This is a genomic window from Streptomyces sp. MMG1533 (assembly GCF_001279775.1).
In the GTDB taxonomy this organism is placed as follows: Bacteria; Actinomycetota; Actinomycetes; order Streptomycetales; family Streptomycetaceae; genus Streptomyces.
On the sequence record NZ_LGDG01000223.1, the window covers coordinates 54,918 to 68,463 of the forward strand.

The following is a 13,546-nucleotide window of genomic DNA, read 5'->3' on the forward strand; positions in this document are numbered from 1 at the left end:
GTCGGTCCTGTCGCTTCAGGGTCGGCCACGCCCCGGGGATGTTCGTAGCATCCGCCGGGGTCCTACTTGTTCAACGCTCCAGTCTGGTCTGCCAGTTCCTCTGGCGGGTCGATGCGTTGGATGCTCGCCCCTTGTCCGGACGGGATGGCGAGGCAGACGCCTTCGGTGTCGGCGAGGACGGCCCAGCTGCCTTGAATGGTGAGGGTGATGTCGTCGCCTTCGATGAGGACGTCGTCGCGCTTCTGTCCGCGCGGGTGGATGACGAGGTAAGCCGGCATCAGTCTCGCCTCAGCGTTTCACGGAGGACATCGCCGATTTCCAGGAGCGCCTGTACTGCGGCGATGGTGGCGGTTGCCTGCACCTTGGCAGCGTTGGCCATGACGATGTCGGTGGGGATACGGCCGGTCGGCAGTCCGTTGAGTTCGGCGGCGGCCTGGCCGAGGGTCTTCTCGGCGAGCTGCCGGTAGCTGGGTACGCCGGTCATCAGCCTTCCACCACCTTGCGGAAGGGCACGACGGGCGCGAGGAAGATGCCGTGCTCATCCCAGTAGTGGATCTCGCTGACCTCAGGCTGCCCGTCCTCGCGCCGCACCACGACTTCCATGGTCGCGGCCTGCTTTGGCGCGCCGTCCATCTGCATGTCGAGGATGGTCACGCCGTCGACTGGGCTGGGTCGACGTCCGGTCTCGCGGCCGTTGAGCTTGGGGCGGATCGCTTCGAAGTCGTCGAGGAGTTCGTTAGCGACGTGCAGTTCGACGGTAGCCATGGCGCGGGCTCCTGGGTCTAGCCGATGAGGACGTGTTCGTGGGCTGCGATCGCAGCGAGGAGGTCGGCGACGGTCGGTGTGGCGTTCTCGTCGTACTTGGGGTCCCAGTTGCCGAGTTCGTAGCCGTGGCAGCTCGGGCAGCGCAGGGAGAGGATGGCGCTGCTGCCGTCGGTGTAGGGCTCGGCGTGGAGGGTGAAGTCCTTGGGGTCCGCCGGGTGGTTCATGGCGCGGGCTCCGTGAGGTCAGGTGATGCGGTGTCCGGCGGCGTCGTAGTAGTCGATGCCACCGAGTTCGATGCGGTCGCCTGTGAGCGTGAAATAGGGGCTCATGGTGGTGGCTTCGGGCGGCGCGTCCGGTGCCAGCCAGGTGAGGATGACGTGTTCGCCGTCGCGCCGTCGGGATAGCTCGCGGCCGGGCAGTAGGTGCTGGTGCTTGTTGAAGTCGGCTTCCAGTTCTGAGTTGACCGCCAGCTCGACGCGCGTTTCGACCAGGGCCGCCTTGAACTTGTCGCTGACGGGTTCCATGGGTGCGGGCCTTCCGTGGAGATCAGGTGTCGAGTCGCTCGACGGTCGCCCCGCACATCGGATGCTCGGGCAGCCGGTCGGCGAGGAGTCCGTCGATGCTGACGGCGATGGTGCAGATGTTGATTTCGTCGGGGTGGTGGACACAGACGAAGCCGTCGGCGAACTCGGCACCGTGCCAGATGCGGCCGTCGGTGAGACGTAGGCGGAACGGGCGCGACCAGTCGTCGGGGTCAGCCACGGTTCCACCACCAGACGCCGAGCGTCGATCCGCGAAGGCTGTCGACCTGCCCGCCGAGTCCGCCAAGCACGGCGTCCATGCCGTCGGCGTCCCATTGATGCACGTGCTCTTCGTGCGGGTTGCCGTCGACTTCGCCCTGCACGCTCTCGACGATGGGCACGGAGACGAGGATGTTCCACGCTCCGGCGGCGACGATGCGTTCGAGGAGGGCGACGGCGTCCTCGCGCGGCATGTGCTCGAGAACGTCGCCCGCGATGACGAGGTCCCGGTAGAAGAGATGGTCGGCGCTCTCGCGGACGTCTTCGACGTGGATCTCGTCGTACATCGTCCGCGTCTTCGTGGACTTGAGCTTGTACTTGGTGATGTACGGCTTGTGGATCTCTACCGCTGTCCACCACACGCCCTCGTGTACGGGCCGGAAGAGTTTGGCGTAGGTGCCTTCGCCGGGCCCGACATCGGTGACCGTGTTCGGCAGGTGGCGCTTGAACCACTCGAGGGACCAGTCCTTGCCCTCGGTGTCACTGGTGGGCATGAGGTCACCTCGCGTTTTCGATGGTGTGGGGCCGGCCGCGGGTAGGGATGATGACGAGCAGGTCGTCGGCCATGGCGCGGGCCCTTCTAGTAGACGGTGAGTGTTCCGGCCCGGTAGACGGGCGCTTCGGTTCCGGCGGCCCAGGCCAGCCACACCCGGTACTCGCCTGCCTCCAGGGTGGTGGCGCCGCCGGATGGGCCGATGAGGATGCGGGCGTGCGGTGACGCCCACTCCCCTGTCATCCAGTCCGCCACCTCCGGGTTGCCGGTCACGCTGGCGGGCAGGAACGCGAACTTGGGCGGAGCTGCGGCGTTCACGGTGCTGCCGGCCGCCCGCGACGTCGCGGTGACCCGGATGTATTCGGTGCTTGAGGCGGCTATCTCCATGGCGTGCTCACCGCCCAACCGGCCGTCGGGCGGCCGACCCGGAAGTCAACGTCGGAGTGGTCCGCGCCCGCGGTGTCGGCGGTCAGGTCGGCGTCTGCGGTGAGGGCGGCGTCTGCGTGGGCCGTGAGTGTGACTGTGGCGGTGAGGCTGTTCTGCGCGGTCAGGTCTGCGGCGGTGACGGTGATTGCTGCCGCTGCTGCGGTGAGCGTGCTGTCGGAGGTGAGCGTCGCAGCCCCGTTGTAGACGGCGCCGTCGGACAGCGTGTTGACGTTGTCGTATTCGGCGTAGTCCGTGACTCCGGCGTCGCGGTAGCAGAACAGGTCGACGGCGCAGGTGTCGACGTTGGCCGCAACCCAGGCGGGTGTGGCGAGGGTGCGCCGGTTCGTCCACGTTGAGCCGTCTGGGGATGTGTCCCAGTAGATGTTGGTGCCGTCTTCGCGGATTCGCAGCCACAGGTGTTGTACGGCGTCGTAGGTGATCTCGACGGCTGCTGCGTCGTAGTAGGAGACGTTGGATTGCATGCGCAGTTTGGCGGTGACCGCGTTGTATTTGAAGCCGAGTCCAGTGCCCGCCGTCGCCGATGTGATCATGAAGTTGGCGCCGACGTCCGTGCCCGTGCTCGCCGCGGGCCGAGTGACCAGTTTCAGGTAGATGGTGGCCCCGGCCAGGGTCCACGCCCGACCCGTCTGGAAGCCGGCGTACTGCCCGGCTACCAGCGGCACCCGTGCCCGGCCGCCGGTCTCGGTGACCCCTCCGTAGGAGTCGCCCCAGTTGCCGGAGATCGTGTTGTCGTTGAAATTGTCGACCAGCGTGCTGAGGATCGGCATGCGGGCCTCCGGTCACGCCAGGGAGAACGACAGCGATCCTGCGACGATCTTCAGTTCGTCCCCTGCTGCGACGGTGCGCGGTGTTGTCAGCGCCCCGTACCAGAGCCGCACCGGGGTTCCGGCGTTGTCCCACACCTCCACGCCGACGACGGTCGCGGCGGGCATGCCCGTCCACGACAGGTCGGCGCTGTTGCTGGTGGCGCCGTTGGTGGCGGCTGCGACGGTCATGTTCTTCCGGGCGTAGGAGCCGCCCGTCACTTCGGTGCCCGCTGTCGTGTCGCTGCCGTTCGCGGTCACGAGGGCCACTTTGAGGGGCGTGGTGGGCGCCGTGGTGGCGTTGCCCATCAGCCAGTCCAGGGCCCGATTTTCGGCGGTATTCGAAAGGTTGTCCGCGATCGGACTCACCTCCTAGGCGGGCATGAGGGCCCGGATTGCTGCGGTGATCCGGCGGGACAGGTAGACGTGCCCGGCGTCGTTGGGGTGGATCGCGTCGGCGCCGATGTACGCGGCAGCGTTCGCCGTCGTGATGAACGCGCCGTGCGTGGCCACGAGCGCGCCGGACGCGTCGTAGCAGGAGCCGGTGACGGGTGAGATGAACGGGAACCCGGCCGCCGCGGCTGCGGTGCGCAGCGTCGTGTCCGTGTTGGTGATGGACGCGCCCGGTGACCCGGTCGGGGACCAGCAGCCGATGACGTACACCTCGCAGGCCGGTAGCCCGGCCTTGATGGCCGCGTACAGGGAGGCCGCTGCGGTGGCGATCGTCGTCTGGTTGCCGGTGTTGTCGTTGTAGCCCGCCCACACGATCAGCCTGGACGGCGTCCAGCCGATGACGTCCGTGTTGACCCGGTCGGCGAGCGTGGCGTAGGACCCGGCGGTGATGTAGCCGGTGCCGCCTCGGGCCTCGTCCCACACGTCGGTGGAGCCGAGGAGGCGGGCGGCACGCTGAACCCAGGTGCCGGCGCCGCCGCCGGCGTTCTGGTTGCTGCCGTCGGAGAGGCTGTCGCCGAACACCGCCAGCCGCCCGCCCTGAGCGGGGACGCCCCACAGGGTGGCGGTGGGCGGGATGTAGATCCCGCCGAACGGCACGGTGTAGAAGTCGAACCTGATGCGGCGCGGTGCCGACGTGCCAAGGTCGACGGTCATCAGGTGCGTGCTGCCCGCCGTGGTGCCGCCGACGGCCTGCATCAGATCGGTGACTTTGCGGCCGTCGATCGACAGCCGGTAGGTGCCCGCCGTCTGGTAGTTGAAGCGCAGCTGGAAGGTCTGCGCGTCGGTCCCGAACTCCAGCGACCACACAGCCTGGCTGCTGGTGAGGTTGCCGCGGGTGTTGGGGTAGCGGGAGGTCGGCAGTACATACCCGGAGTCGGGGGTGCCGGTGCCGACCTGGAAGCCGCCGGCGCCGAGGTAGGTGAACGGGCCGGTCACGTCCGTGCCGCTGAGAGCCACTCCGGCGGGCGAGTAGCGGATGTACCCGGACGTCGGCGTGCCGGTCTGCGCGACGCTGATCGTGGGCGCCGTGCCGGTGTACACGCTGTCGGCGGTGACCGGGTCCGGCAGGTCGCGGCGCCGCCACGGGTTCGCGATCCCGGGGACGCTGGTGTTGTCGATGAGGCCGACCGCATCCAGGGCGGCGAGCGCGTTCGCGAGGGCGGTTCCGTCGGCTCGGGAGCCTGGCACGGTCTGCTGGGCTACCGGCGCCGCGCCGTACAGGCCGACCGTGTTGGCGGCGCCATCCAGGACATGCCGGACCGTCCCGTACAGGGTGTCGACATGTTCGACCTTCCCTGCGATCTGCGTGTTCAGGGCGTCCGCGCTGAAGCGCAGGTAGCTCCGCTGCGTCCCGTCGAAGGCGGGGCCGGACCAGTTGGAGATCAGCAGGTCCGATCCGGTCGCCTCCAGATCGAGGGCGCCGCCGCCCCTCCGGAATCGGTAGCCCTTCCCCGTTCCCAGAACGGAGAGATCAGCTCCGTTGACCGTCACCGCACCGGTGAAGGTCGCCCCGGTCTTGTCCGCCTTGAGCGGCAGTGCGGTCTCGAGGCCGTCGATCCTCGTGTCGAGGTCGGTAACGTCCCCTTGGAGGGTGGTGACGGTTCCGGTCAGGGTGGTGACGACGGTGGTGGTCGCGAACTGGCCGTTCGCCCACGCCCGGTCGCCGTGCGGGTCCGTTGCTGTCGCGTGTGCCGTGACCTTGCCGGTGGCGTCGGAGCCGGCTGCTGCGACTGCGCCGGCTTGTGCGCTGTCGGCTTTCGCCTGGGCGCCGGACGTGGTTTCGAGTTGGGCGGTGTCCGGGATGCCGTGGACGTCTGCTGTGTCCGCCGAGTGGGCGGCGACTTTCGCGGTCGCGTCTGCGGCGGCGGTGGTCTGGGCGGTGGCGGCTGCTCCGGCGGGGTCGAATGCGTCGATCGTCGCCGGGGACAGCTGCGGGTTCGGGTAGGTGCCGGTGAGCGCACCGCCCGCGGCCCCGGTGGGGGGTGTGGAGGTGCCGCTGCCGTCGGGTTCGGAGACGGGCGCGAGTGTCGACAGGTCGACTGTGGCGCCGAGGGTGGACGGCAGGTCGATCCAGTAGATGGCGCGTGTACCGCCGGAGGGCTGCTCATCCACCCGCCACCGCCAGCCGGCGGGCTGGACGTCGGTGTCGTTGGTGCACAGCAGGGTGACGCTGAACTTGCCGTCGGCGTCGAGGGTGATGGAGCCGCCGCCGCTGTAGATCGCCTGCTGTGTGGAGTCGACGAGCCGCGCGGACGGGGTGAGGACGACACGGCCCGTGCGGGCGGTGCCTGCGACGGGGACGGGGAAGGTGCCGGTCAGCGTGATCGTGGAGGCGCCACTCGGGAAGGCCACGGCCACCTCCTCGGGGTGTCCCGCCGCCCGAGACGGGGGCGTTACGGGCGGCGGGACGTCGGGGCGTGGGACCGGGCGCCCCCCGGGGGGGGTGCGTCCGCCTGGCCCCCCACTAGGACCAGGCGGACGAGCGGGCCGAGCGCGTGGCGCTTCAAGGCCCGGCCTGCGCCTCGCCAGCGCAGGGGATCTAGGCGGCGTGGGGTGCCCGCTGAGGCATCGGCCGGTAGGAAGCGGCGCATGTCTGGACTTCAGGGAGGGCGTACATGGTCTTGTACTCGTGGCCCTGGCCGGAGTATTCGCCGGGTCGCCCCCTGAATCGGCGGATCTTCCCGCGCCGCGCCCATTGCCGGATGACAGGGCCGGGGACCCCGGTCGCAGCCACGGCCTCGTGCTCGAAAACCAGATCCTCGGGGTACAGCTCAGCGAGGTGCATCGCCCACCCCCAAGCAAGCAGAAAGCCCCCGGCGGAAGCTGGGGGCTTAAGAGGTCTGCGGACACACTTGTGTTCCGGCGAGGCCACTGTGACATACGAACGATCAACAGTGCAAGCGCTGACCCGAGCTTGGCCTACGCGGCTGCTCTCTCGGCGAGCGGCAGGTCGAGAACTTCCGTGCGCGCGTACTGAGTCGAGCAGCCGCGACACCTTGCACCGGGGGTAGAAACGGTGACCCGCAATACGGTGCCGCACGGGCAGGCGACAGCGATCGGACGCTCGGGGCGTTCACCCGTGATCTGGCGCTCGCATTGCCGGACCAGGGCGGCGACTTCCTGCGCGAACTCACCGAATGCCGGGTGCGTGCTCGCGGCTCCTTCAAGGTTGACGCGCAACGCGTGGACGGCCTCGTCGAGTTGCTGCTGCAGGCCGCCGTTCCATCGCGGGTGACGCCAGCCGAAGTGCTCGTGCCAGTCGACCTGCCAGGTTTGCAGGATGGTGACGACGCCACCGCGGGCCATGAGGCTGAGCGGTTCGAGGCGCAGCGGCAAGGGCGGGGTGCGCGATACGGACACGACCTGGCCGTCGCCGCCTCGCCCGGGGACGAGCCGGTCGGCGAGTTGGGCATACAGACCGTCGGGGCCCGGGAGTTGCCGGAGGGCGAGATCGATGCGGTCCTGGCAGAGCCGACAGGCGGTGCGCCCGAGTTCGTCATGGCGGAGTTGGCGTCCACAGGGATCGCAGGTCGGCCATTCATAGTCGAACTCTGCGGCGGGGGTGGGGTGGTCGTACACGGCAGGCTCCTCGTGCGGTGCGGGAAGCAGGTGACGCAATAGGCCAATGGTGCACCACGAGGTTGACAACGCTGGGCCATTGGCTCAGTGGTGCCGCGCACACGCCTGCGGCCCTGTCCCGGTCGGCGGGGGCAGGGCCACGGTGTTCATGCGGCTTTCTGGTTGTTGCTGGCGATGGCTTGCGCGCAGCCCCTGCAGTCGCGGATGGTTCCGAAGGTGTAGGCGTCGGTCTTGTAGCCGGTTTTCCCGCAGGCGGCGTGTAGGAGGTCCCACCAGCGGTTGTTGTCGGGCCTTCGGGTGCGGTGTCGGGTGCGGCCGTTGACGAAACGGACGCCTCGGATCGGGTACTGCTCGGCGACCGTCGGGGCGGGCGGGGCAGTCATTAGTCCTCGTCTCCGTGCGCGTGGGCCAGGAGGCGGTGCAGCGTCCAGGCAGGGTCGTTGCCGGTCTTGGCGACGGCGCCGAGGACGTCGCGGAGGGCGTGCGCCTCGACGTCGGTCAGTTCCACGGTCGTCGTGCCGTCGTTCTTTACGGTGACCATTCGCATGGCTAGTCCTCGTCTCGGTCGGTCCAGTACGCCCGGTCGTATCGGGCTGCGGTGCGGGGGTCGTCGTCCCAGTCGTGCAGCCGGGGCTCGGTCGGCAGCGGCGGGGCGGGCTCGGGCTCGGGTGGTGCGGTCATGCGGGTCCCTGTCGTACATCGCCCATCCAGATGTGACGGCCCTCTTCGTCGAGGCGGCGAGCGGTCTGACGGGCGTCAACCTCGGCGCGTTCGAAGGTGCGCCAGAACTCGGGGCCGTGCGAGGTGCCGCCGGGGCGGGTGGCATGCGTGAGTTCGTGGGTGAGAACGTGGCGGACCAGGGGCGGGTCGAGCTGGAGGGTCTGCCAGGCGATGGTGACGTCGTCGCGCCCAGGTCGACCGTCGTGCTTGCCCCACCGGGTGCGGCCGATGTTCCCGACCTTCACCGTGGGCATGGGGCGGCGGGGTGCCATGCGGGACCAGATCTGTTCAGCCTCGACCTGAATCCAGGCGGTTCCCTCGCGGATGTACCAGTCGATGAACGTCGTCGCCGCGTTCGGCACGGCGGTGGAGTCGAGTTCGAACCAGTAGCCGGTGCCGTAGCCGGAGGCGTGGCGCAGCTTCACGTCCGGGTTGTCGACCAGGCGCAGGCGAGCGGAGCGACCCAGCCACAGGAAGCCTTCACCGCCGATGAAGGTTTTAACGGGGTGGCCGGGCACGCATTTCTTGGCCTTGTTCAGCATGACGCCGATCCGGTCCCGGTTCTTTGACAAGAGCCGGAGCACTTCGCCGGGTGTGGCGTCGGCGGGGACTTGCAGGGTGATGCCGTCGTCTCCCGGGCTCATGGCCATGCCGAGGGTCTTACGCCGAGCGCTGATCTGGATATGAGTAACGTGCTTGGCGAGGCGGGGGTCGGTGGCGAGGGCTTCACGGATTGCCTCGGCCGTTACGGCGGCGGGAGCGGTCATCGTTCCCCCTTCCTGAGTCCGGGCAAGTCGGCCCATCCGATGATGAGTCCGGGATTGCACGCGGCCAGCTGCTTGTTCGCCCCGGCGATCCGCCCGTACAGCGTCTGCGCGGCTTCGTACCGGATGGCCGGGTGGCAGACGGCGTGGGTGCGGCTGGTGAGCAGCCTCCCGCACAGGGCCGCCTCCCCGACCGCCTCACGCACGTGGGGCGGGAGTTGGCGGCCGGCGAGCAGGGCCACCGCGTCCGGGACCGGGACGGTACGCGGCGGGCGGGCGATCACGACGGGTCCTCGGCGGTAACTTCCGCATGCGCGATGTCGCGGATCTGGTCCGGCGTGTAGAGGCCACCGTTGCGCCAGTCGCCGGGAAGCTGATCAACCAGGGCGTCGCGTATGGCATCCCGCAGCGCGTTGTAGTGCCCGCGGGTGCCGTCGCGGCGGGTTTGCCTCCATTCGGCCTGCCACATCGCCAGACCTTCCCTGTTCTCGGGCAGGAAGTAGGTGGCGGGATCGAGGTCGAACATGCCGTACAGCACAGCTCGTTCGCTGATGCGGGCCCGCCCGTCGCGGTAGATGCCGTACCGCTCGACCATTCCTTGGGTGATGTCGGCGAGTCGAAGGAGGGCCTTCGCCAGTTCTGAGGCATCGATCTGGTTGGCGGTCACGGCGGGTTCCTTACGCGTAGGTGGCGGTGTCAGTCGAGGTCGGCGATGAGGACGGTGGCGTTGTCGGCGTACTGGCCGGCGTGGTCGATGGCGGCCTGGGTGAAGTCGCGGGCCGCTTCGGTGGGGGTGCCGATCAGGTAGTCGGACAGGGTGCGGCAGGAGTCTTCGAGGGGCTCGTAGGCGCCATCGGACGCCAACAGCAGGCGGCAGCCGTCGGCATGCCGGGTGACCGTTTCGATGGCCGGGTGGCCGGAGTGGTCGATCGTCTCCGTGTCGGTGTCGGTGCCGCCGAGGCAGGAGGTGATGAGGTTGCGGTTGCCGCCCCGGACGCGGCGCAGGTTGTGGTCTTCGGTGAGGCGGGTCAGGGTTCCGGTGGGGGTGAGGAGGTAGGCGCGGGAGTCGCCGCACCAGGCGACGGTGAGGGGCTTGCCGGGGGCAGCGACTGCGACGACGGCGCACGCGGCGGGCATCCGGTCGCGGGTCCACGGGTCTCGCTGGGCGCGCTGGCGGGCGATGTTGGTGTAGACGGTGCGCAAGCCGGCCTCGGCGTCGCCATGGCGGGCGGCCACCACTGCGAGGCGGCGGGTGGTGGCGAGGGTCCATCGGCGTACCGCGGGGGTGGAGCCGATGCCGTCGCAGAGGACGTAGGCACGCGCGCCGTTGTGGGTGTACGTCGCGGTAGCGTCGCACTGGTGGGAGCGGTCGCCGATCAGCTGGGCGGTGGCGTGGTTTCCCATGGCGTTCTCCGGGTCGGCGAGCGGGAGGCGAGCGGCGAAGTTGGTTTAGGCGGCCTCCGCGAAGTTGGCGCGGTCAGCGAGGTGCCGGGTGGCCTTGTAGCTGCGGAGGCCGACAAGCAACGCCGGGTCGGCGGGGGCGTATACGTGAACGTGGATCCAGCGGCCGGTGGTGCGGTGCCGGGCCCACACGCGGATGGCGTCGCCGCCGTGCGTCTTGCGGTACGCCTTGGCGACGTGCCGCCCGTACCAGGACTGCTGACCGTCGGGGAGGTCGCCACCGCCGAAACGGTCGAGAGCATCGCCGGTGCGGATGAGCTGCCCGCCGTCGACGAGGACGGCGACGATGCCGGAGATGCAGCAGTACCGGAGGGCCTTGACGGCGGTGCGGGCGGCCGTCTTGGTGCGACTGCGGAGCTTGGCGGTGGCGAGCATCTGCGGGTCCCCCTTGGTGCGGGTGTGCGGTGGATCGGCGGGCCCGGCCGGTGAAGGCCGGGCCGCGTGGGGCGTCTCACGGGTTCAGGTGAGCAGGGTGAGGGCTGGGGCGAGTTCGTTGTCGCCGTAGGCGTGCCTGCGTCCGGACGGCTCGCCATCGAGGACGACGCCGTAGTCACCCCACTCGTCGGGGAGATTGGCGACGGTGCCGAACGTTCCGGCCGGGAAAGGGGTGGCGGGCGAGAGGCCGAGGGTGTCCACGGTGGTGCGGACGCGCTGCCCAATTCGGAACCGTCCAGCGTGAACCTCGACGTCAGGGCGTTCGCCCTGCCTGGCAGCAAGGAATCCAGAGACCAGCTGATTGCAGGTGCGCCCCTCCCCGGTGTCCTGCTCGGCGAGTTCGAGGATGGCCTTCCAGGTTTTGCGAGTGGTCTGCATTTCCGTCTCCCCTGCTGGTCTCCCTGGCGATAACTCCACTCTAGAGGCCAACATGTTGGCCATGCAAGAGGCCACCACGTTGGCCTCCATGATTCTTTAGGTCCCCCAACACAAGTGGCCTTCCCGTTGGCCAACGCGTTGTGCGAACATGAGCCCATGGCCACCGACCACACACCCGACGACGAAAACCAGCGGATCTACGCCCGCCACAAGCGCCACCACGAAGCCGCCAAAGCCGAACTCGAAGAAGTCCGCAAGCGGGCGGCAGACGACCTGCTCGCCGGGTCCACACCCGCCGAACTCGCCAAACTGACCGGGCTATCCGACGAGTTCTTCCGACGCATCGCCCGCAACGTCGGCGCCGAACGGAAGCGGGAACCCACCGTCGGCCGCGAGATCGAAGCCAAGCGCGCCCAAGCTGCGGAACCGAGCAAATGACCCCGGAGCAGGCCGCCATGGTCGACTTCCTGCGCCAGCAGTACGCCGACAAGCTCGACATCGCCCAGTCGATGGCCAGAGCCTTCACGATGAGCGCAGGTGCCGACCTCGGGCTGCAGCCGGCCGACGCGGCACAGCAGGCCCGCAGCAGAGTCCACGCCGCCGAAACCCGCACCCGGTTCCTCGACGAGACCGTCGTCCCCTACCTGGGTACGGCTGGCCCGACGGGCAGGATCGCCGACATCCAGCTGCGGCTCCTCGCTGACGAGCACCGCGGAGCGCGCGGCTACGACGAGACGTGGCGCCCGTAGCCGCTTCCCGGATTCGGCCCCCGCTCCCCCACCCGCCGCGCCACACTGCGGGTATGGACGATGTGGTGTTCATGGTGCGGGCGAAGAGCCGGGCGGTCTGTCAGCGGGAGTTGGATCGGATCTGCCTGCTGCTGGACGCCCGGCCGGCGACGCTGCCTACCGACGCGGCCGGTACAGGCTGGGTGGCGCGAGCAGTCCCCGCACCCACGACGAAGGCCCCGACCCGCGATGACAGCGGACGGGGCCTTTCTGCTGGCTGATCAGGCTCAGCCGTTGGTGTTCTTGACCCAGATGCCGGTGTTCTTGTTCTTCACCTCGCGCTGGTCCTGGTGGACGGGCCCGTTGTAGTGATTGTTGATCACGTCGGGTGCGGCCTGCTTGACCTTCTTCACGAGGGCGCCGAGGGAGAAGAACGTGACGGGCGGGGCCGCGCACAGGGCGATGACGACGGTCTCGTTGGCGCCGTGCGAGAAGTACAAGACGGCCGAGACTGCGGCGCCGAGGCAGAGGCTGAGCCACCCGGCCGCGATCATCATCACGCTGGCGCCGGTCGCCTGCGGCGTCATCGACGGCCGCCCAGGCTGCTCGACGGGCGGGGCGGTGCCGATGCGAGATCCGTCGGCCCATGACGGCACGGCCGGGTCGTCGATGCGAATCGCGGTGGGCTTGTCGGCGGCAATCTCCTCGACGGCGGCGAACAGGCGCCGGATCCGCTCACGGTCGGCGTCGGTCGGGGTGGCCTGCCCGGCCACGGGGGCGGCAGGCGGCTCGGGCAGGTCGTACATGGCGGGTGGGGTTCCTCTCTCAACTGGCGGTGGCTACGGCGGGCTTGCCGCTGCCTTTGCATTCGGGGCAGACGACGAGGATTTGTTCGTCGCCGAAGACGGCGTGGAGCTTGCCGTCGCCGGAGCACTTCCAGCACTTGCCGGCGGCGATGGCTTTGCCGACGGGCATGCCTTTGTTCTTCTTGATCCACTGCTGGTCGGTCATGCCGGAGTCGGCGACGACCTTCGACGGCATCGGTTCTCGCTGTGGGTCTGCGGCCTGCTTGGCTTCTTCGCTGACCTGCGCGTACCAGGCCCCGCCGACGCTGCTGCCGCCGTGCTTCTGCCGCTCATGGGCGCGCAGTCCTGCGGTGGCGGCTTTGGCGTCCCTGTAGCGGGGTTTCTCCTTCTTCCCGCACGGGCAGGCCCAGCCGAGTAGGCCGGTGCTCTTGTCGGGCCCGAACCGACTGGCCTTGTACACGGCCCACTTGGAGACGTGCTGCTTGGTCGGTTTGGCGGGGCAGCGCTTGGCGCCGGTGAACGCGCCGGTCTTCTTGTCCTTGGTGTAGATCTGCCCGAGACCCTTACAGGTGGGGCAGCCCTCGTGTGTCAGCTTGAGGATGGCCGCGTTCTTGCGGGAGAGGACGGTGTCGTCGCGCCGGTCGAGGTGCGAGACGGCGAAGAGGACCATCTTGGCGCCGATCCGGGCGTGGATCGGCCCACCTTTCGGGATCCTGACCCGGCGAGCGGGGTGCTTACGTGCGGAGGTCCGGGCGGTGGACTTACGGCCGCGCGCAGGGGCGGTTCGGCGGGCCGGCTTGCGCTTCGCGGGCATGGTCAGACTCCTCAAGCGAGTGATCTTTTTATGGTGGTTTGAGAGGTGCTCGCGTGCTGCTCGCTGGTGCTCCGTTGCAGGTCACAGCCGCTCGGGGTGC

The 13,546-nt window shown here is 69.1% G+C and carries 26 protein-coding genes; 3 read left to right on the forward strand and 23 right to left on the reverse strand.

Translation table 11 applies throughout. The annotated features are described in order from the left end of the window. Window positions 1-62: 62 nt before the first annotated feature. The 21 genes from ADK57_RS25775 to ADK57_RS25870 form a co-directional block, all read right to left on the reverse strand. The gene (locus tag ADK57_RS25775) at window positions 63-278 is read right to left on the reverse strand and encodes a hypothetical protein (protein ID WP_053751944.1); all 216 of its coding nucleotides are present in this window, start codon (window positions 276-278) and stop codon (window positions 63-65) included. Next, the gene (locus tag ADK57_RS25780; RefSeq protein ID WP_053751945.1) at window positions 278-484 is read right to left on the reverse strand and encodes a hypothetical protein; all 207 of its coding nucleotides are present in this window, start codon (window positions 482-484) and stop codon (window positions 278-280) included. Before ADK57_RS25780 ends, ADK57_RS25775 begins: the two co-directional genes overlap by 1 nt. Further along, window positions 484-765, reverse strand: a complete 282-nt coding sequence (locus ADK57_RS25785; protein ID WP_053751946.1) for a hypothetical protein — start codon at window positions 763-765, stop codon at window positions 484-486. The genes ADK57_RS25780 and ADK57_RS25785 overlap by 1 nt, the downstream gene beginning before the upstream one ends. Before the next feature lie 17 nt (window positions 766-782). After that, the gene (locus ADK57_RS25790; protein ID WP_053751947.1) at window positions 783-989 is read right to left on the reverse strand and encodes a hypothetical protein; all 207 of its coding nucleotides are present in this window, start codon (window positions 987-989) and stop codon (window positions 783-785) included. An 18-nt stretch (window positions 990-1,007) separates the two neighbouring features. Then, on the reverse strand, window positions 1,008-1,289 hold the full coding sequence (locus ADK57_RS25795) for a hypothetical protein (protein WP_053751948.1): 282 nt from the start codon (window positions 1,287-1,289) through the stop codon (window positions 1,008-1,010). Between the two features lie 22 nt (window positions 1,290-1,311). After that, window positions 1,312-1,527 carry a hypothetical protein gene (locus ADK57_RS25800; RefSeq protein WP_053751949.1) on the reverse strand — a complete coding sequence of 72 codons (216 nt, stop codon included), beginning with the start codon at window positions 1,525-1,527 and terminating at the stop codon, window positions 1,312-1,314. Next, complete coding sequence (locus ADK57_RS25805; protein WP_053751950.1) at window positions 1,520-2,059, reverse strand: class I SAM-dependent methyltransferase; 540 nt, start codon at window positions 2,057-2,059, stop codon at window positions 1,520-1,522. The genes ADK57_RS25800 and ADK57_RS25805 overlap by 8 nt, the downstream gene beginning before the upstream one ends. A gap of 86 nt (window positions 2,060-2,145) precedes the next feature. Further along, entirely contained in the window at window positions 2,146-2,445 is a 300-nt protein-coding gene (locus ADK57_RS25810; RefSeq protein WP_053751951.1) for a hypothetical protein, read from the reverse strand. Then, window positions 2,436-3,272 (reverse strand): hypothetical protein, encoded by an 837-nt coding sequence (locus tag ADK57_RS25815; protein ID WP_053751952.1) that lies wholly within the window; start codon window positions 3,270-3,272, stop codon window positions 2,436-2,438. The genes ADK57_RS25810 and ADK57_RS25815 overlap by 10 nt, the downstream gene beginning before the upstream one ends. Window positions 3,273-3,284: 12 nt before the next feature. Next, a complete protein-coding gene (locus tag ADK57_RS25820) occupies window positions 3,285-3,677 on the reverse strand; it encodes a phage tail fiber protein (RefSeq protein WP_159050145.1) in 393 nt (130 codons plus the stop codon). Between the two features lie 3 nt (window positions 3,678-3,680). Next, complete coding sequence (locus tag ADK57_RS25825; protein WP_053751954.1) at window positions 3,681-6,113, reverse strand: SGNH/GDSL hydrolase family protein; 2,433 nt, start codon at window positions 6,111-6,113, stop codon at window positions 3,681-3,683. A gap of 567 nt (window positions 6,114-6,680) precedes the next feature. Then, complete coding sequence (locus ADK57_RS47855; RefSeq protein ID WP_078973334.1) at window positions 6,681-7,340, reverse strand: hypothetical protein; 660 nt, start codon at window positions 7,338-7,340, stop codon at window positions 6,681-6,683. 146 nt (window positions 7,341-7,486) lie between these two features. After that, on the reverse strand, window positions 7,487-7,723 hold the full coding sequence (locus ADK57_RS25840; protein WP_053751957.1) for a hypothetical protein: 237 nt from the start codon (window positions 7,721-7,723) through the stop codon (window positions 7,487-7,489). After that, window positions 7,723-7,881 carry a hypothetical protein gene (locus tag ADK57_RS50050; RefSeq protein WP_159050146.1) on the reverse strand — a complete coding sequence of 53 codons (159 nt, stop codon included), beginning with the start codon at window positions 7,879-7,881 and terminating at the stop codon, window positions 7,723-7,725. The genes ADK57_RS25840 and ADK57_RS50050 overlap by 1 nt, the downstream gene beginning before the upstream one ends. A gap of 8 nt (window positions 7,882-7,889) precedes the next feature. Continuing rightward, window positions 7,890-8,021 (reverse strand): hypothetical protein, encoded by a 132-nt coding sequence (locus tag ADK57_RS52035; protein ID WP_267890781.1) that lies wholly within the window; start codon window positions 8,019-8,021, stop codon window positions 7,890-7,892. Beyond that, entirely contained in the window at window positions 8,018-8,827 is an 810-nt protein-coding gene (locus ADK57_RS25845) for a YgjP-like metallopeptidase domain-containing protein (protein ID WP_053751958.1), read from the reverse strand. Before ADK57_RS25845 ends, ADK57_RS52035 begins: the two co-directional genes overlap by 4 nt. Then, a complete protein-coding gene (locus ADK57_RS25850; protein WP_053751959.1) occupies window positions 8,824-9,108 on the reverse strand; it encodes a hypothetical protein in 285 nt (94 codons plus the stop codon). Before ADK57_RS25850 ends, ADK57_RS25845 begins: the two co-directional genes overlap by 4 nt. Next, window positions 9,105-9,491, reverse strand: coding sequence for a hypothetical protein (locus ADK57_RS25855; protein WP_053751960.1), 387 nt, complete (start codon window positions 9,489-9,491; stop codon window positions 9,105-9,107). Before ADK57_RS25855 ends, ADK57_RS25850 begins: the two co-directional genes overlap by 4 nt. A 29-nt stretch (window positions 9,492-9,520) precedes the next feature. Beyond that, window positions 9,521-10,228 (reverse strand): PP2C family protein-serine/threonine phosphatase, encoded by a 708-nt coding sequence (locus ADK57_RS25860; protein WP_053751961.1) that lies wholly within the window; start codon window positions 10,226-10,228, stop codon window positions 9,521-9,523. Between the two features lie 45 nt (window positions 10,229-10,273). Then, complete coding sequence (locus ADK57_RS25865) at window positions 10,274-10,660, reverse strand: hypothetical protein (RefSeq protein WP_053751962.1); 387 nt, start codon at window positions 10,658-10,660, stop codon at window positions 10,274-10,276. 84 nt (window positions 10,661-10,744) lie between these two features. Beyond that, on the reverse strand, window positions 10,745-11,098 hold the full coding sequence (locus ADK57_RS25870) for a hypothetical protein (RefSeq protein ID WP_053751963.1): 354 nt from the start codon (window positions 11,096-11,098) through the stop codon (window positions 10,745-10,747). Window positions 11,099-11,254: 156 nt separating this feature from the next. On the opposite strand from ADK57_RS25870, the gene ADK57_RS25875 reads away from it, so the two are divergent. From ADK57_RS25875 to ADK57_RS50055, 3 genes are read left to right on the forward strand one after another with little or no spacing between them, the layout of a single operon-like run. Further along, window positions 11,255-11,536, forward strand: coding sequence for a hypothetical protein (locus tag ADK57_RS25875; RefSeq protein ID WP_053751964.1), 282 nt, complete (start codon window positions 11,255-11,257; stop codon window positions 11,534-11,536). Then, complete coding sequence (locus ADK57_RS25880) at window positions 11,533-11,847, forward strand: hypothetical protein (protein ID WP_053751965.1); 315 nt, start codon at window positions 11,533-11,535, stop codon at window positions 11,845-11,847. The genes ADK57_RS25875 and ADK57_RS25880 overlap by 4 nt, the downstream gene beginning before the upstream one ends. A gap of 53 nt (window positions 11,848-11,900) precedes the next feature. Next, the gene (locus tag ADK57_RS50055; protein ID WP_159050147.1) at window positions 11,901-12,107 is read left to right on the forward strand and encodes a hypothetical protein; all 207 of its coding nucleotides are present in this window, start codon (window positions 11,901-11,903) and stop codon (window positions 12,105-12,107) included. 6 nt (window positions 12,108-12,113) lie between these two features. Here ADK57_RS50055 and ADK57_RS25885 read toward each other — a convergent pair whose 3' ends face one another. Both ADK57_RS25885 and ADK57_RS25890 read right to left on the reverse strand, forming a co-directional pair. After that, complete coding sequence (locus ADK57_RS25885; protein ID WP_053751966.1) at window positions 12,114-12,632, reverse strand: hypothetical protein; 519 nt, start codon at window positions 12,630-12,632, stop codon at window positions 12,114-12,116. Window positions 12,633-12,651: 19 nt separating this feature from the next. Next, window positions 12,652-13,446: a hypothetical protein gene (locus ADK57_RS25890; protein WP_053751967.1), complete on the reverse strand. Its 795-nt coding sequence runs from the start codon at window positions 13,444-13,446 to the stop codon at window positions 12,652-12,654. Window positions 13,447-13,546: the final 100 nt, after the last annotated feature.

What these genes read in the sequence shown, in the direction of transcription:
- ADK57_RS25845 (WP_053751958.1), bottom strand. Translation starts at nt 8,827, where the DNA reads ATGACCGCTCCCGCCGCCGTAACGGCCGAGGCAATCCGTGAAGCCCTC.
- ADK57_RS50055 (WP_159050147.1), top strand. Translation starts at nt 11,901, where the DNA reads ATGGACGATGTGGTGTTCATGGTGCGGGCGAAGAGCCGGGCGGTCTGT.
- ADK57_RS50050 (WP_159050146.1), bottom strand. Translation starts at nt 7,881, where the DNA reads ATGGTCACCGTAAAGAACGACGGCACGACGACCGTGGAACTGACCGAC.
- ADK57_RS25885 (WP_053751966.1), bottom strand. Translation starts at nt 12,632, where the DNA reads ATGTACGACCTGCCCGAGCCGCCTGCCGCCCCCGTGGCCGGGCAGGCC.
- ADK57_RS25870 (WP_053751963.1), bottom strand. Translation starts at nt 11,098, where the DNA reads ATGCAGACCACTCGCAAAACCTGGAAGGCCATCCTCGAACTCGCCGAG.
- ADK57_RS25805 (WP_053751950.1), bottom strand. Translation starts at nt 2,059, where the DNA reads ATGCCCACCAGTGACACCGAGGGCAAGGACTGGTCCCTCGAGTGGTTC.
- ADK57_RS25775 (WP_053751944.1), bottom strand. Translation starts at nt 278, where the DNA reads ATGCCGGCTTACCTCGTCATCCACCCGCGCGGACAGAAGCGCGACGAC.
- ADK57_RS25840 (WP_053751957.1), bottom strand. Translation starts at nt 7,723, where the DNA reads ATGACTGCCCCGCCCGCCCCGACGGTCGCCGAGCAGTACCCGATCCGA.
- ADK57_RS25795 (WP_053751948.1), bottom strand. Translation starts at nt 1,289, where the DNA reads ATGGAACCCGTCAGCGACAAGTTCAAGGCGGCCCTGGTCGAAACGCGC.
- ADK57_RS25810 (WP_053751951.1), bottom strand. Translation starts at nt 2,445, where the DNA reads ATGGAGATAGCCGCCTCAAGCACCGAATACATCCGGGTCACCGCGACG.
- ADK57_RS25780 (WP_053751945.1), bottom strand. Translation starts at nt 484, where the DNA reads ATGACCGGCGTACCCAGCTACCGGCAGCTCGCCGAGAAGACCCTCGGC.
- ADK57_RS25785 (WP_053751946.1), bottom strand. Translation starts at nt 765, where the DNA reads ATGGCTACCGTCGAACTGCACGTCGCTAACGAACTCCTCGACGACTTC.
- ADK57_RS25890 (WP_053751967.1), bottom strand. Translation starts at nt 13,446, where the DNA reads ATGCCCGCGAAGCGCAAGCCGGCCCGCCGAACCGCCCCTGCGCGCGGC.
- ADK57_RS25815 (WP_053751952.1), bottom strand. Translation starts at nt 3,272, where the DNA reads ATGCCGATCCTCAGCACGCTGGTCGACAATTTCAACGACAACACGATC.
- ADK57_RS25790 (WP_053751947.1), bottom strand. Translation starts at nt 989, where the DNA reads ATGAACCACCCGGCGGACCCCAAGGACTTCACCCTCCACGCCGAGCCC.
- ADK57_RS25865 (WP_053751962.1), bottom strand. Translation starts at nt 10,660, where the DNA reads ATGCTCGCCACCGCCAAGCTCCGCAGTCGCACCAAGACGGCCGCCCGC.
- ADK57_RS25875 (WP_053751964.1), top strand. Translation starts at nt 11,255, where the DNA reads ATGGCCACCGACCACACACCCGACGACGAAAACCAGCGGATCTACGCC.
- ADK57_RS25880 (WP_053751965.1), top strand. Translation starts at nt 11,533, where the DNA reads ATGACCCCGGAGCAGGCCGCCATGGTCGACTTCCTGCGCCAGCAGTAC.
- ADK57_RS25860 (WP_053751961.1), bottom strand. Translation starts at nt 10,228, where the DNA reads ATGGGAAACCACGCCACCGCCCAGCTGATCGGCGACCGCTCCCACCAG.
- ADK57_RS52035 (WP_267890781.1), bottom strand. Translation starts at nt 8,021, where the DNA reads ATGACCGCACCACCCGAGCCCGAGCCCGCCCCGCCGCTGCCGACCGAG.